The organism is Flavobacterium ammonificans, assembly GCF_020885975.1.
GTDB classification, from domain to species: domain Bacteria; phylum Bacteroidota; class Bacteroidia; order Flavobacteriales; family Flavobacteriaceae; genus Flavobacterium; species Flavobacterium ammonificans.
Genome location: NZ_AP025183.1, coordinates 734,736 through 749,749, shown reverse-complemented (window position 1 = coordinate 749,749; position 15,014 = coordinate 734,736). Strand labels below are relative to the sequence as shown.

Sequence of the window (15,014 nt, the reverse complement as noted above, 5' to 3'; positions counted from 1 at the left end):
AGGTTATTTTTTCAATTTGATTACAATAACACCACTCGCTCCTCTTGAACCGTAGATGGATGCTTCTGCATCTTTCAAAACAGTAATGCTTTTTACTTCATTGGGCACAACAAAGTCAATACTTTGGACAAAATTCCCATCGACTATAAATAATGGTTCTGAATTGTTTCTGATAGAATTTATTCCTCTTACAATAATTGTATTGTCTTGTTGCACGACAACGCCGGCAATTCGCCCACGCATCATGTCGTAAATAGTTCGAAATGAAACGGTAGTTTTGTCTTTATCAGGATTTAATCCATTAGGCGGTGTTAAGGATTGGTCGGCTGGAGCCGTATCTAAATACATAAAGTCCATGGTGGATTCTTTGGCGTAAGCACTACTCAACCAACCTAATTTTTTAGAATGTACCTTTATGTTTTTTATACTATCAGGAACAATTAAGCTATATCCTCCCGACTTATTGGTAATCACATTAGTTGCCGTGGAGTCCAAATACAATACTGCGCCTGAAACAGGTTTGTTTTTATGATTCAACACCTTGCCCGAGACCGTTGTTTGTGCATGGCCAAAACTTGTAACTATCAAAAGGGCAAAAATTAAGGTGTTTACTAATCTCATAAGTATTGGTTGTTAGTTACTACTTTTAAAAGTAGTTGATTAATTGATTGAAAAAACAAAAGCCTTTTACATTGTTGTAAATGGCTTTTGAATTCGCTTATTTTTTTACACTGTATTTTTCGGTTCTAGCATCTTTGATTGTTCCTTTCCAGTTCAATCCGAAACCAAAATCATAAACATTCCCATTGGAATCGCGATATGGAATCATATCATGAGGCACGTCTTCCAACTGCTTTTCAACTGTTGTCATATCCATCGGCATTTGTAAAGGTAACAATCCTGAAGGTTCTGTTTTTCCAGAAACAATATCCAATAAAGCTTCCATTTGTACCCCAAATTCCCCTACAATAGCATCAACTTCTTTTTCAAATTCGCCAAAAACCATTGGATTAGAAACGGTAATCGCTACTACTACTGGTTTCCCATTCATCGCTTTTTTAGTATCTAAAATAGTATTCAAATCGGGATATGAATTCGATTTTGAGATCTTATTCAAGTACGAACGATTGGTAATTGTTGGATCAATAACCGGATCTCCAGCCGCTATACTTTGCGCTCTAGCCTCAGTTGCTGTATAATCTTTCAATTGTAAACTAATTGGCACATAGCCATTCCCTCCTGCTTCTCTATCGGCTCTACTATACCCATTACTAACTGGACTTTTGATAAATACCATGGCAAAATCAGCTTTTGTAGGATCGTCTGTTACATTGTAATATTTTTTAATCAATTCTAAATTGACTGGATATTCTGTTTTTTCTGGGGTTGGCATGCCAAAGAAATTCACCCCTGGCGGAGTCGTTCTTTTTGGAACATATACTGTTTTTCCATTAGCAATTGGCAAGGTCTTATTGTGATTTTTAATCAAAACAATCGATTTCAATTGGGCATCATAACCCGCCTTCATAAATTCCGGTTTTCCAACGATGGCTTTAGTTTCTTCAGGATCCAAATAAGCGTTTTCAAACAAACCTACTCTAAAAATATTCAACAACAAACGCACGGCTGATTTCTCAAAACGATTGCGCATAAAGGCTTGTCCGTGTTCTTTTACGCCCATTTGATAGGCTTCCAAAACAGGTTTGATATCGTTGTTGCCCCCAAATTGATCTACGCCCGCCATCATTACTTTATAATGTCTTTCGGCAATAGTCATTTTCTCGGTTCCCCATGATTTTCCAGCAAAAACATCCGGTGTTTTTCCTTCGTCACCGGTTATTAACCAATCCGTACATACTACTCCATCGTATCCGTATTTGTCTCTCAATAAATCAGTAATGATGTATTTGCTAAATCCATTCCCTACATTTTCACCGTACTTTTTGTCTTGGTTGTACGAAATCGTATAATACGGCATCACGGCAGATGCTTTTTTGGTACCACCGTTTAATTTAAACGCCCCATCAAGAAAAGGTTGTAAATGCGTTTCGAAATTATTTCCTGGATAAACGGCAAACTTGCCATAAGCAAAATGCCCGTCACGGCCACCTTCTTCAGGACCACCACTAGGCCAGTGTTTGATCATCGCGTTGACACTTTGGTTACCCCAACCATCATAAGCCGCAATAGCTTTTGGAGACGATTGAAAACCATCCACATAGGCTCTAGACATATCGGTTGCTAATTTTGGGTCTTCGCCAAAAGTCCCCACAAAACGGTTCCACCTTGGCTCTGTAGCCAAATCAATTTGAGGAGATAATGCTGTCGCAATACCTAAAGCACGGTATTCTTTGGCTGCTATCGTTCCAAAATGTTCTGTAATAGCAGGGTCAAAAGTGGCTGCTAAGCCTAATTCTTCAGGCCATTGCGAAATTGCACCGCCCGAACCAGCATTGTATTCAGAATCTTTATTGGCCCCATGACGTGGATCCGAACTGTTATTCGCTGGAATTCCCACACCAATACTTTCTACCAAAGCTTGTACATTGTTATTCCAAAGTGCTGAAACCGTTGGGTTCTCCACCGATGTCATCAAAACGTGACGTAAATTATCGTTGGTTAAAAACGCTTTTTGTTGATCGGATAAATCGTGAGCTTTAGCCCCACTTTCTGGAAATGATTTGCCATTATAGGTTCCGCCAAAGTAACCTCCTGCTTGCGCCGGAACCGATTGATGGCGACTGTACAACATCAATCCAGCAATTTGCTCTACAGTCATTTGACTAGCCAAATCTTTGGCACGTTCGGCAACCGGTAGTCTCCAATCTTCGTAACGGTCTAATTTCCCGTTTTTATTCAAATCCTTGAACGCTAATCCGTCAACGGTCATGATTTTTACACCTGATTTTGGCGAATAGCCTAAGATTTGGCCGCCTGTATTTTCAATGCGATTAAAACTCCCTTTAGGTGTTTCTGACCATTTTTTTTGTGCTTCCACTTGTGTTGCTAGTAGTAGCATCAAAGAAGCGAATGTGATTTGTGTTTTCATTATAGGTGGTTTATCTGGTAGTTAATTGAATTAGCAAGTTACAAATTATATCGCGCTCCTAAGGTCCAGTTAAATTTTCCGTTGGAGATCGTCTTGTTGGCAAAGCCTCTGAAATCGATTTTTTTTGTGACTTTATAGGTTATTGTTTCAGAAACTCCATAAGTACTCTCTAAGTCAAGACCGTATGCTTGGGTTAAAAAACTAAAATTTCCTTCAACCAATGTAGTGCTTAAGGCTAAGAAATTGGTCTTAAAGTCGTTGTTTCTTCCTTCGCCATGCAAATAAAACAAGCCCATAGACCATTTATTTGACAAAGGATAACTCGCAAGAACCTCTTGTGCAAAAAAGGTATCGACATTAAAATTTTGGTCAATTTGTATCGCCGGCAAGTGAATCCCGAAACTTGCTTTTAGTTTTTTATCAATGAATTTGTAACGAGACATAAAAATCACACCACGGGGATTTAAATTTTCCAACCGAATGGTAGACAACAAATGAAATGAAAGTCTTTTCGTATCAGTTGTTCCAGCATTAACAATAATATGTGGATCCTCTGAGGTAAAGGCAGGAATAAAAGAGAATCCGCCTGTACTAGCTTCAAAACTAGCGTATTGTGCTTGTGCCAATGTGATACAAAAAAAGGCTAAAACGGTTAAAAATGTAAGTTTCATGAAGAAAATAATCTTAGTTGATTAGTATACGAATGACAAATATAAATTATTGCGTCAATAATACGCAATGAATATTCAATTATTTTATACCAATCCTTTTTGAACCTCTACTTTATTCTAAGTTCACTTCCATTGTTACATACTGCAATCCATTTTTGAGATACGGATAACCATTGGGTTGCATTCCAAATTTTTGATAATAACTTTGTTTTTCAACACGAGCGCTGCAAGAAACAGTTGTAATTCCGAGTTGTTGGAGGTAGTTAAAACTGTATTGTAGCAATTGGCTACCATATCCTTTATTTTGAAAATCAGGAAGTGTGGCAAATTTTCTGAAAACCGCGTGTTGATTCTCCTCAATAAATAGAGAAATACAAGAAACCCATTGACCTTGGATACAAACCCCCAAATGAATACCGTGATCGTCGTTTGGGGTACGCACAAAGTCAAGGTCTTTATTAGGCCAAAGTACATGTTGACGTAATTGCAACAGGGCATCAATAGGAATTTCTTGAATCATAAATCAGTTTATGGATTCAAACTTAACCAAAAAAGCGGATTCGTAATGGCCGATAGTAAAAAAGTAGTACATTTATATTTCATTAAATAGCATTTCTACTATGAAAATATACTATGCCCTGCCCTTGTTTTTAGGATTTTCAAGTTTTGTTTTGGCTCAAAAAACAGATAAAATTACAGCTAATTTAGAAGCTAAAAAAGAAGTCTATAGTTCAATAGCTCAACAAATTTGGGGCTTTGCCGAAATGGGCTACCAAGAAGAAAAAAGCACCGCATTGTTACAAGAAACTTTACGAAATGAAGACTTCAAAATTACTAAAGGCGTGGCAGGAATTCCAACCGCATTTATAGCGGAATATGGCGAAGGACTGCCTGTAATTGCCATTTTAGGGGAATACGATGCTTTGCCCGGCTTGTCACAAGAAGCGGTTGCAGAGAAAAAGTCGGTTGGAAAAGCCGCAGGACACGCCTGTGGTCATCATTTATTTGGTACCGCTTCTACCGCTGCAGCCATTGAAGTAAAAAACTGGTTGAAAACCAACAAGAAAAAAGGAACCATCCGTTTTTATGGCTGCCCTGCCGAGGAAGGTGGATCGGGAAAAGTATACTTAGTACGCGAAGGATTATTTAAAGACGTTGATATAGCATTGCATTGGCATCCCTCCGACGCAAATGATGCCAACCCTGGTTCGGCTTTGGCTAATAAATCAGCAAAGTTTCGTTTTCACGGAATCGCTTCTCATGCTGGAATGGCTCCAGAAAAAGGACGTTCTGCTTTAGATGGCGTTGAAGCAATGAATATGATGGTTAATATGATGCGCGAACACATACCTTCAGACACCCGCATTCATTATGTGATTACCAATGGTGGGAAGGCGCCTAATGTAGTACCTGATTTTGCGGAAGTCTATTATTATGTGCGTCACGGCAATCGAAAAATGGTGATCGATATTTTTGATCGCATCGCTAAAGCTGCTGAAGGAGCTGCGCTAGGTACTGGAACAAAAATGGAGTACGAACTTATAGGAGGAACACACGAATTGTTGCCAAATATCACGCTCCAAAAGATGATGTATTCGAATCTAGTTAAAGTGGGAGGTGTTACATATACTGAAAAAGAAAAAGAATTTGGAAACCAAATCATTAAATCCTTGGGAATTGAAAATGGTAGTGTAGACAAAGCGGCGGTGATTCAACCTTACAAAACATTAGATCCTAGTTTTGGTTCAACAGATGTAGGCGATGTGAGTTTTGCAGTTCCAACGGCTGGTATGGGAAGTGCTACTTGGGTTCCTGGCACTCCTGCTCATAGTTGGCAAGCTGTTGCCGCTGGCGGAACTGATATAGCAAACAAAGGGATGATGGTGGCTGCCAAAACAATCGCTTTGACCGCAATTGATTTGTTTTTAAATCCGGATCAAATTGTAAAAGCAAAAACAGAATTAGAGGAAAAAAGAGGAAAAGATTTTAAATATATTCCGCTTCTAGGCGATCGTAAACCGGCTTTAGATTACAGAAAATAACTTCCAATTATTTGATTTCTTTGATTTTTATGTTGCGCAAGGCCACCCCTTTTGACCAATCTTGAAAGGCAATCTTACCTTGAATTGCCTTTCCAAAAGAAGGGAAATTACCTAGTTTGCTTCCTGCGATTAATTGTTTCCAACGCTCGGTTTTCATGTCCTCGTGTCCGGTTTCAATTCCGTTTAGCCAAAAAGTAATCACTCCATTTTGTTGCAGAATTCTTGAAGTATTCCACTCTCCAGCAGGTTTCGGCTGAACTTGATTCAATAAAGGTGACAAACTGTACACACAACCCGCCGAGTGCTTACCATCAATCAGATAATCTTTAGGCATGTTGGCATTGTCTAATAGTTGGTATTCAGGACCTGTTGTCCATGCAGTGGGGAATTCAGGAGCTTCTTGTACATTAATAAAAACCCCGCTATTGCCTGCTTCAGAAATTTTCCATTCAAAACTAAAATCATAATTGGTAAAAACCGAATCAGAAATCAAATCACCGCGTTCTACTTTCTCTATAGTTGGATCGCAAACTAATTCGCCATTACGAACTGTCCATGCGGACTTGATATTCCCTTCATTATATAAATGCCAGCCAGAAGTAGATTTCCCATCAAAAAGTAATTGCCAACCCTCGGCTTCTTCTACTGGACTCAAAACATTGTGTTGGAAATTATTTTGAGCAAATCCGTAATTGGATAGAATAAATAGAACGCATAAAAGGCAGAAGAATTGTTTTATATTCATCATGTTTATAGTAAGTTAAGGTGTTTTAAATGTATAGACGATACTAGTGGAAGTATTAAACCCATCACTTGTGATCACTCTCCAATAGTAAACCGTATTGGCATTCACAACAACCTCTTTAGTTTTGGAAGTCAAATTCTTGTTAGCGTCAATTGGCGTTTGTTTCCCGTCTACTGTGTCAAAAAATAAAGTATAGGTTAAAGGACTGGCCTCAACATCGCTAGTTTCCCAACTGAGTGTTACTTTTCCGTTAGTTGGCGTTACCACAGTACCTGACAATGGACTAACTGCTGCCGCGGGGAATGGTGCGTAATTCGTCACGCCAACCCCTGCCAAATAAAATTTCCAAGTATCACTGACTGTGGTTGTGGTCCCTTTGTTTTTTGAAGTTACAGACCAAGAATACGGAATCCCTCGGTTTAATGTTACTGTTGCACTGGCCGATGTAATCCCCGTTTGTGTTACTGTTTCTTGAGTATTCAAATTGATTACTTTTAATTCATAGCTTTCTGTATCGGTAGCAGCATTCCAACTAAACACCACTGAACTTTGTGTAGGGGTAGCATTGGCTCCCGGTTCGCAAGTAGTGCCGCTTGCTGGAGCCACTAAAGATGCTTTTCCAGGTACCTTTATATTCACTACAACGGGAGCTTCATCTTCAGAACTTCCTCCGCAACCAACCAATCCTACTATAAGAAAAAGAGCTGTTATTTTAATTACACTTTTCATCTCCCTTTATTGTTTAATTACTTTTATTGTTTCCTCAAATTGATTGCCTTTAACACGAACTAGATACATGCCTGATGCATATCCACTTAGGTTTAGTTTTGCCTTTCTTGAGGCATCAAGCTTGCACTTTACAACCTCTTTTGTTGTAGCTGATAGACTGATAGTGGTTATGGTAACTTCTTGATCTGTCCCTGGAAAAAATAGCGTAACATAATCGAGAACAGGATTTGGATAAAATACGATTTGGTCTCCTAAAAAGACTGTTTGTTCAAATTTCCCTTGACAATCCATGTCCGTTGCTATAGAAATAACATTTTGGCCTGCCTCCAGATTTAAGGTAATTTCGTTAGAAAAATACTTTTTAGTTTGTCCGTTCAATGTGACATTGTAGCTAGATGACCCACTTAGGTTATAGGTAACTTGCTTAGCTGATGCACTTACTTTATTTGTAAGGGCTAAAATACTTGGTTCTCTTACTATTAAGTTATAACACTGTAAATAGTTAGGTTTTCCTTGAACACTTATACAAATTTCATAGCTCCCAGGTGCTAAGTTTTGAAATTGATTGGTAAAACTATTGGCCGCATTCAATTGGAATCCTGTTTGTCCATTAATCGTGACATTATATATGAAGGTCGTGTTCTTAGCGCTCACACTGATCGATCCATTTTTTTGTCCCACACAAGATGTTGCAGTTACCAAAGCCGAGAAGTTATCCGAAGGTAAAAGGAATATTTCGCATCCTTTAAAATCTACTTTAACTCCAGCAATAGTATTAGGACACTGATCTTCATCATCTCGAACTCCATCGGCATCTAAGTCGGTTACAACAGTAATTGTAAACGTTTTTTCAAATGATAATCCACCGGCATCAGTCACTCTAATTCGAATGGAATGACTTACTTTAGTTTGAGTTGAAAAAACTACTGCTGCTTTTAATTGATTGTTCTCTATTCTAAAGTTACCATTGTCGGTACTTCCTGTACCACTAACTAGTGCATAAGTAAAACTATCGGAGGTGTCGGTATCGGTTGCAGACAGAATGCCAATTGTTGCGCCAACACTATTATTTTGAATTATAAAATTGGAACTTAAACTAATGTTTGTTGGAGCCTTAAATGGATAGGTAAAGGGTAAAGAACTCAGGTTACAGGAGTTGGTTACGACAATTGGGCCGCCATTGTTACTCGATGGAAGTGTTGCAATAATTGTGGTTCTAGTAACCGAACTAATTAAGGCCTGTATTCCTCCAATTGTCAGAGTTGTTCCATTAACAGAAAAATGATCTCCACTGATTGTCATTGTATTACCTGTTGCAATGGTAACGCTAGTAACTTTTGGAACACTTCCAATGGTGATTGTCCCAGTAGCTGTTGCTGTATCACAAGATGAAGCAATTCTTACGCTATAATTAAACACTCCAAAATCAGTTGGTGTACCTGAAATTGTAACCGTATTGGATTGCCAATTAGCAACAACTCCAGCTGGAAGTCCAGTCACAGTTGCGCTAGTTACACCAGTAGTAGTGAATGTAATTGGAGTAATCGCTACAGCATTGCATATCGATTGTATGTTGGAACCTGAACTTGAATTTAAAGTTAGGGTCGGAACCCCTGGAGCTAGTTTGTCATAGACCACAGCTCTAATTCTTAAATTGTTTGTGGAGGTCCAAGATGTTCCATTTGCAGATATATAAGAACGACCAGAATTTGTAGTTTCTCTTCCTAGGGATAAAGTCCCTCCTGAATTAGGAGCTAAAACAACAAAATAATCTGTGGAGGTGGTTAATTGAGCTTCTAAAGAACTCATATCGATAAAATTCCAGGCGTTTTTTGTAATAGAAGAGGGTGATTTAGCTATTGCCCCTATTAGGTTTCCAGGATTTCCATTGGAGTTAGCTCTTAATTCTGCCGAAAAGCTCGTCAAATTGATGGATGTTCCTGTTTTAAAGTAGACTCCACCTAGTATGCCAGAAGAAGTGGTTGTAAATCGAACTGCAACTTGAGCTGAGCCTACATCAACTCCTGTGTTTTGATTTCTAGAATAAGGCTGCTCGTAATTGTAGGTTGTAACTGATAACGGTTGGCAATACGAAAAACTCGAGGCGGCTTTAAAAACATTTATTTTACCATGTCCCCAGGTAGCGTTTACTGTTTGTCCAGTAAAGGAATCTTTGATTGCAGTTGTTGTTATAGCTGTTTTAATTTCTGTAAAAGTAGCGTTAGGTCTCATTTGAAGTAATAAGGCTACACATCCGGCTACAGCAGGTGCAGCCATACTAGATCCTTGTTCTACTCGATACAAGTCATTAACAACATTAAAAGGAGATGAATTGGCTAGTCCTGAGTCTGAAGATAAACAGGATACAACTGCTTGACCAGTTGCCGTAATATCAGGTTTAAGTACATTATCTCTTCTTGGCCCTATTGAACTGAATCCTGATATGTCGTCTTGAACTCCCGCATTATAGCTATATCCTCCAAAGCCAGTAGATGTACCACCATACCAATCCATTTTACCCATAAATGAACCAACTGTTACTGCTTTTGTAGCACAACCTGGAATAGCCACTAGATAATTACTATCACCTCCTACAACAGATGTGTTTGAATAATCATCTCCCTTAGTATCCAACCAGCCATCAATTGTAAGTGTGGAGTTAGTAGCATTAGTAAATCGAATATTCCAAGTACCAGCAACATTAGCCGATGTGCTCGATCTGGTTACATACACTACTATTTTCCTATCACCGCTTCCTGGATCAATAAAATTAGATAAATACACTTTGCCCAAACCGTTCATGACTAAAGTTCCATTATTTGAAAACACACTTACAGCTGTGCCATCAGGAGCGGTAACAACCGCTGCCATTTCAGAGGCATCATTGGCGTATGCCGAAAATTGAAACACATCATCGGATTCGGTTGTTGTAGTGTTTGGAACTATTATATCTACATTACCACTAGAATTAGCAGTAAGAATTAATTGCTTATGAATGTTTTCTCCATTTTCATTTCCAGCAGCAACAACTACAATTCTTCCAGCGGCGCTATTGGTAAAATTATCGATTGCTACTTCTAAAGGATCAGTACCATCATGAGCTCCAGACTGTGAACCCAAACTCATATTAACTACGATAGGTCTTGACAAACTCGTCGCTAAATTTTTTAAATAATCTAAGGCGGCAATCAAATTTGAAGTTGAAAAAGTTCCGTTCCCAGCTTTTACCACCACAATATCCGATTTTGGAGCTAATCCCGAGTAGATAGGACTCAAAGCGGCACCATTTCCCGCGGCAGTACCAGCCACATGCGTTCCATGACCATCGGTGTCTTTTTCTCTAACAAAACCTGCTGGTGATCCGTCAATTTCATTATTTATATGAGCTTGTGTGTATTCCACTCCAAATGTAAATCCTTGAGGTGCGCTTTCACCAGGGCCTGCAGTTATCGTTTGATCCCAAATTCGCAAAATTCGGCTTTTAGTTTGATCTAAAGGGTCTCTAAAATCAGGATGGTCCCAGTCTATACCAGAATCAATTATAGCTACAATAATTCCTTCTCCCTTATATTCTGTGTTATTTAATCTCCCACTATGCAATAAAAATGCTCCTGTTCCAGCCACAGCTATATCATTATTTTTTTTGAAATTTTTTGGCATATCAATAAACTGAACTTCTGGAAAAGCAGCGACTTCGTCAAGTTGTCTTAGACTTAGCCAAGCCGTTGAGAATGTTGGATGAATACTCTCTAAAGCAATTCCTTTAGCCAAAAGCAATTCTGGAGACTTAGTATAAATAATACAATTGAATCCTGTCTCGCTAATCCCAGTTCTGGTATTTCTTCGAGCAGAAAGTGTATTGGAAAAGGGACTGTTTTCAGAAAAATTAGCAGTAGTTGTGCTTTTTTGCATTTCTTTCAAATAGGCAAAAGAAGGTGCTATTTTAGAATTATTTTGAGCCAACAAAGTGGTTGCAAAAAATAGGAGAATCCAACACAACCTATAAGGTTTTCTCATAATCTTGCTTTCTAAATGGTAATTAATAGATAAGAACTTCATTTGCTTATTATTAGGTTAGTAAATGTATTTTTTTTTTGCCTTACAGACAAACAATAGCCATAAAAAAAGCAACTTATAAAAATAAGTTGCTTCTTTAAAAGGGCAATAAATGATTGCTATAGCAATTTACTATTTTAATTTTTGGCAAATACTTGATTTACTATTCTTTTCAACCTATGCCAAAAAGCATTATTCCTTACAATTTTTTCTTCTTCAATTCCAAATTCATTAAAATTAAATTTAAGGTCTACATCTTTCCAATACTCGTAAACAATGCCTGCATATTGACCATTGGAGGAAAACCTAACTAAATATTCTGTATTCTTTTCTATAAATTTAGCATAAAAAAAACGGGGGTCTTTTTTTTCAATTTCTATTGTAAGATGCGCTAATCTTGATTGCAAATAATCAAAAAAACAAGAGTCATCTTTTGTTTTAGGAAGCAAATCGATTAGTCTCGTCTGCTCTTTTGATGGCTTAAAAATAAAGTTGCCTATTTTCATTTTTTAATTTATTCCTTAAAACTAATACCTGAATTCGGATAGAGTTTTTCAAATAATCGTTTCGCATCGAAAGCAGGATGGTGTTTTTTGAATTTCAAGAGCATTTTATAAAAGCTCTTGAGCTCCTTTTCAGACAATTTCGTTTCAGCGCTTTTTATTTGATTATTTTTAAATTTTTTAATCATTTTTTGGAACTCTGTTTCAGTTATAAACTGATAAACATTTTCAAATATAGTTTCTAGTTTACTGATAAACAAAAAAATAACCCTACATGAAGATGTATATTTAATTTTCCTATAAAAAATCCCCTTTTCTTCAAAAGGGGATTTGATAATTTATTATTCTATTATTCTACAATCACAAAAGTACTTCTTCGGTTTTGTTGGTGTTCTTCTTCTGAGCATTGAACTCCGTCGGCACATTGATTCACCAATTGACTCTCGCCATAACCTTTAGCCGTTAATCGCTCTGGTGCAATACCTCGCTTGATCAAATAGGCCATGGTAGCATCGGCTCTTCTCTGTGAGAGTAGCTTGTTGTACTTTCTGTGTTGGCGACTGTCTGTATGTGACCCAATCTCGATTTTGATCTCTGGGTATTCTATCATCGCCTCTACTATTTTCTCTAGCGGTGCTATCGCATCTTTTCTAATGTTTGATTTGTCTAGATCAAAGTAGATTTGTGTGATCTCGAATACATTGGCTAAATCCAAGCCCGTTGCAATCTCATAGACATCTTTCTTCAAGCGGATGTCTTTGCTGATATTGTCTCCATACAATCTGGCTATAACTTCTACCCCTGCCGTTGAATACATTTCTTTAGATCCTTGAATGGTGTACATCGCATTGGATTTGACATTCTCAAAGGTAAAGTTTCCGTTTTCATCGGCTAGTGTTCTTGCCACTTCGTTGTTGTCCTTGTCTAACAACACAAGGGCTGCATATTCTACCGGATTCGAACCATTTAAATCCATTACGCGTCCTTTAATGGTAGTTAGGTATTCAAATACAAATGGAGCTCCTGTGTTTTTAAAGGCGTATAAATCATCGTCTCCTTTGCCTCCTGGTCGGTTACTACTGAGCACGCCTTGGTTGGTGGTGCGATCCCAATTGATTGCAAAATCATCAAAAGGGCTATTAATTGGTTCCCCTAGATGAACCGGCAAGGCATTGGGCGTGTTTAAATCGACCGCATAAATATCATATCCTCCCATTCCTAATCTTCCATCTGAAGCAAATAACAAGATGTTGTCTTGGGTAACAAATGGATAACTCTCCCTGGCTTCGGTGTTGATAGCGCTGCCTAAGTTTACCGGATTGCCAATAGTACCATCGGGATACAGGTCGATTTTATACAAATCGGATTGGCCATAGCCTCCTTTGGCATCTGAGGCAAAATACAAGGTACTTTCATCTGCTGATAAGGCCGGATGGGCCACCCGTATGCTGTCTAAAGCAAAGATGTCTAATACGCCTTGATCAATCCATTTGCCGTTTTCATTAATGGCCTTGTAGATCTTGTTCAGACCGTTGGTGAGTTTTCTTTTGTTGTTTTCTCTGAGCTCATTCTGAGTATAGTAGATCGTCTTGCCGTCCTTAGTGAAAATAGGCGTTGCCTCGTGATAGACTGAGAAGACTTTCTTTGAGAATAGTTGGGGTTCGCTATAGGTATTAGTAGTGTCGTTACTCTTTACGCTATAATACAAGTTAGTAAATACCTGTCCTGTTCTTTGGTAGATTTGATTGGCGATGATTCTGGGTCTCGCACTTGCAAAGAGTAAGGTGTCTGCTTTGAAAGTGCTGCTAAAGTCCGAGTACTTCGAGTTGATGTTCAAATTAGTAATGCTAAAAATATCAGATCCTTTCTTGATACTATTCTGTGCTCTGAGTGTTGGGGTTTGGTTTCTAACTCGTAGTTCTGTGGGTTTTTCCCTGGCATACTCTGCCATTACCTTTTGGGCTTCTTCTTGCTTTCCTGCCGACTTAAGAGATTGGCTATAGCGGTATAAAAAACCTTCTGGAAAAGGCGCATTGAATGCATAGCGTTTCTCATACCATTTTTGAGCCTCAACATAATTGGCATTGAAGTAATTGGCATCGCCTAATTTTTCATAGATCTCAGCAGTTCCTTTGCCTTTCTTGGCTAAATGCTCGTAAATCTTAATAGCTGAGATATAGGATTCTTGCTCAAATTTAGCATCGGCTCTTCGCAAGGGTTGTTGCGCCAAGGCGATTATGGGGAATAACAATACTAGGATTAGCTGCTTTTTCATAATGTTTTGTGTTTTCAGTTTCATGGCGCTACGAATTAAAAGAATCGTGTGGTTTCTACTGTTTGACCATTTCTCAACAAATCAAACTGTAAAAATAGTTCGTGAGATCCTGAATTAAAATTGGACAATCTTGTGGTTTCTCGATCGTAACCATAGCCAATCGATAATCTGTCATTTACTCTAAATCCAACTAAGGCCGATACGGCTGCACTCCATCTATAGGCTAGACCAAATGTCAAGCGCTCATTGTAGAGAAAATTAGTGGTTAAATCTACTTGCAATGGTGCTCCAGCCACTACTTTAGTAACAAAAGCCGGTTTGAATTTTAGATTGTACGTCAAGTTGTAAACTTTCCCTCCAACAAAATAGAAATGTTGCTTGCGCTTTGTGTTTGAAAAAGCGATAGCGTCTACAAACCGGGTTTCCAATAATCTTGGAACGGATAGTCCTAAATAACTATTCTCTTTATAATAATACAAGCCTACTCCAACATTAGGAGAGAATTGATTGATCATATTGAGCTGTAAAAACGGGTCTTCTGGGTTGTAATTGTTTAACTTTTGGTTGTCTATAGCAAAAAGCTCTCCTGCGGCTTTAACCCCAAAAGCCAGGCGGCTTTCATTAGCGAAAACAATCGTGTAGGAAACATCCACTGCGGCAAAAGTAGTATTAGTAGGTCCTATCTGATCATGCAGTAGGTTCACTCCTATTCCTATTCTACTATTCTCAATGGGTTGGTGATATGCTAAATTTAAAGTGCGTGGCGCTCCTTCGAGACCTAGCCATTGGGCTCGGTACATGCTGAAAATAGTTCCATAATCCATCGATCCTGCATAAGCGGGATTAATTACCGTGGGGTTGAACATGTACTGGGTGTATTGAGGCTCTTGTTGGCCCCAAACACTCAGACTCATTAGTACTACTAAACTAAATAGTTTCTTCAT

At 38.4% G+C, this 15,014-nt stretch carries 11 protein-coding genes; 1 reads left to right on the top strand and 10 read right to left on the bottom strand.

Features of this window, described 5'->3' with window-relative positions; translation table 11 throughout:
- Window positions 1–3 precede the first annotated feature (3 nt).
- The 4 genes from LPC23_RS03275 to LPC23_RS03260 form a co-directional block, all read right to left on the bottom strand.
- Window positions 4–621: a TonB-dependent receptor plug domain-containing protein gene (locus tag LPC23_RS03275; RefSeq protein ID WP_229331051.1), complete on the bottom strand. Its 618-nt coding sequence runs from the start codon at window positions 619–621 to the stop codon at window positions 4–6.
- Window positions 622–718: 97 nt separating this feature from the next.
- On the bottom strand, window positions 719–3,049 hold the full coding sequence (locus LPC23_RS03270; protein WP_229331050.1) for a glycoside hydrolase family 3 protein: 2,331 nt from the start codon (window positions 3,047–3,049) through the stop codon (window positions 719–721).
- Between the two features lie 38 nt (window positions 3,050–3,087).
- Entirely contained in the window at window positions 3,088–3,720 is a 633-nt protein-coding gene (locus LPC23_RS03265; protein ID WP_229331049.1) for a hypothetical protein, read from the bottom strand.
- A gap of 112 nt (window positions 3,721–3,832) precedes the next feature.
- Entirely contained in the window at window positions 3,833–4,240 is a 408-nt protein-coding gene (locus LPC23_RS03260) for a GNAT family N-acetyltransferase (RefSeq protein WP_229331048.1), read from the bottom strand.
- A gap of 100 nt (window positions 4,241–4,340) precedes the next feature.
- Here LPC23_RS03260 and LPC23_RS03255 point away from each other — a divergent pair, with 100 nt between their 5' ends.
- A complete protein-coding gene (locus LPC23_RS03255) occupies window positions 4,341–5,762 on the top strand; it encodes an amidohydrolase (protein WP_229331047.1) in 1,422 nt (473 codons plus the stop codon).
- 7 nt (window positions 5,763–5,769) lie between these two features.
- On the opposite strand, the gene LPC23_RS03250 is transcribed toward LPC23_RS03255, so the two are convergent.
- The 6 genes from LPC23_RS03250 to LPC23_RS03225 all read right to left on the bottom strand — a co-directional run bounded on the left by LPC23_RS03250 (window position 5,770) and on the right by LPC23_RS03225 (window position 15,014).
- Window positions 5,770–6,510 (bottom strand): 3-keto-disaccharide hydrolase, encoded by a 741-nt coding sequence (locus LPC23_RS03250; protein WP_229331046.1) that lies wholly within the window; start codon window positions 6,508–6,510, stop codon window positions 5,770–5,772.
- Window positions 6,511–6,522: 12 nt separating this feature from the next.
- Window positions 6,523–7,236, bottom strand: a complete 714-nt coding sequence (locus LPC23_RS03245; RefSeq protein ID WP_229331045.1) for a hypothetical protein — start codon at window positions 7,234–7,236, stop codon at window positions 6,523–6,525.
- 6 nt (window positions 7,237–7,242) lie between these two features.
- Window positions 7,243–11,295 carry a S8 family serine peptidase gene (locus LPC23_RS03240; protein WP_229331044.1) on the bottom strand — a complete coding sequence of 1,351 codons (4,053 nt, stop codon included), beginning with the start codon at window positions 11,293–11,295 and terminating at the stop codon, window positions 7,243–7,245.
- Window positions 11,296–11,429: 134 nt separating this feature from the next.
- Window positions 11,430–11,798 (bottom strand): hypothetical protein, encoded by a 369-nt coding sequence (locus LPC23_RS03235; RefSeq protein ID WP_229331043.1) that lies wholly within the window; start codon window positions 11,796–11,798, stop codon window positions 11,430–11,432.
- A gap of 346 nt (window positions 11,799–12,144) precedes the next feature.
- Window positions 12,145–14,070: an OmpA family protein gene (locus LPC23_RS03230; RefSeq protein ID WP_229331042.1), complete on the bottom strand. Its 1,926-nt coding sequence runs from the start codon at window positions 14,068–14,070 to the stop codon at window positions 12,145–12,147.
- Between the two features lie 35 nt (window positions 14,071–14,105).
- Window positions 14,106–15,014 carry a PorP/SprF family type IX secretion system membrane protein gene (locus LPC23_RS03225; protein ID WP_229331041.1) on the bottom strand — a complete coding sequence of 303 codons (909 nt, stop codon included), beginning with the start codon at window positions 15,012–15,014 and terminating at the stop codon, window positions 14,106–14,108.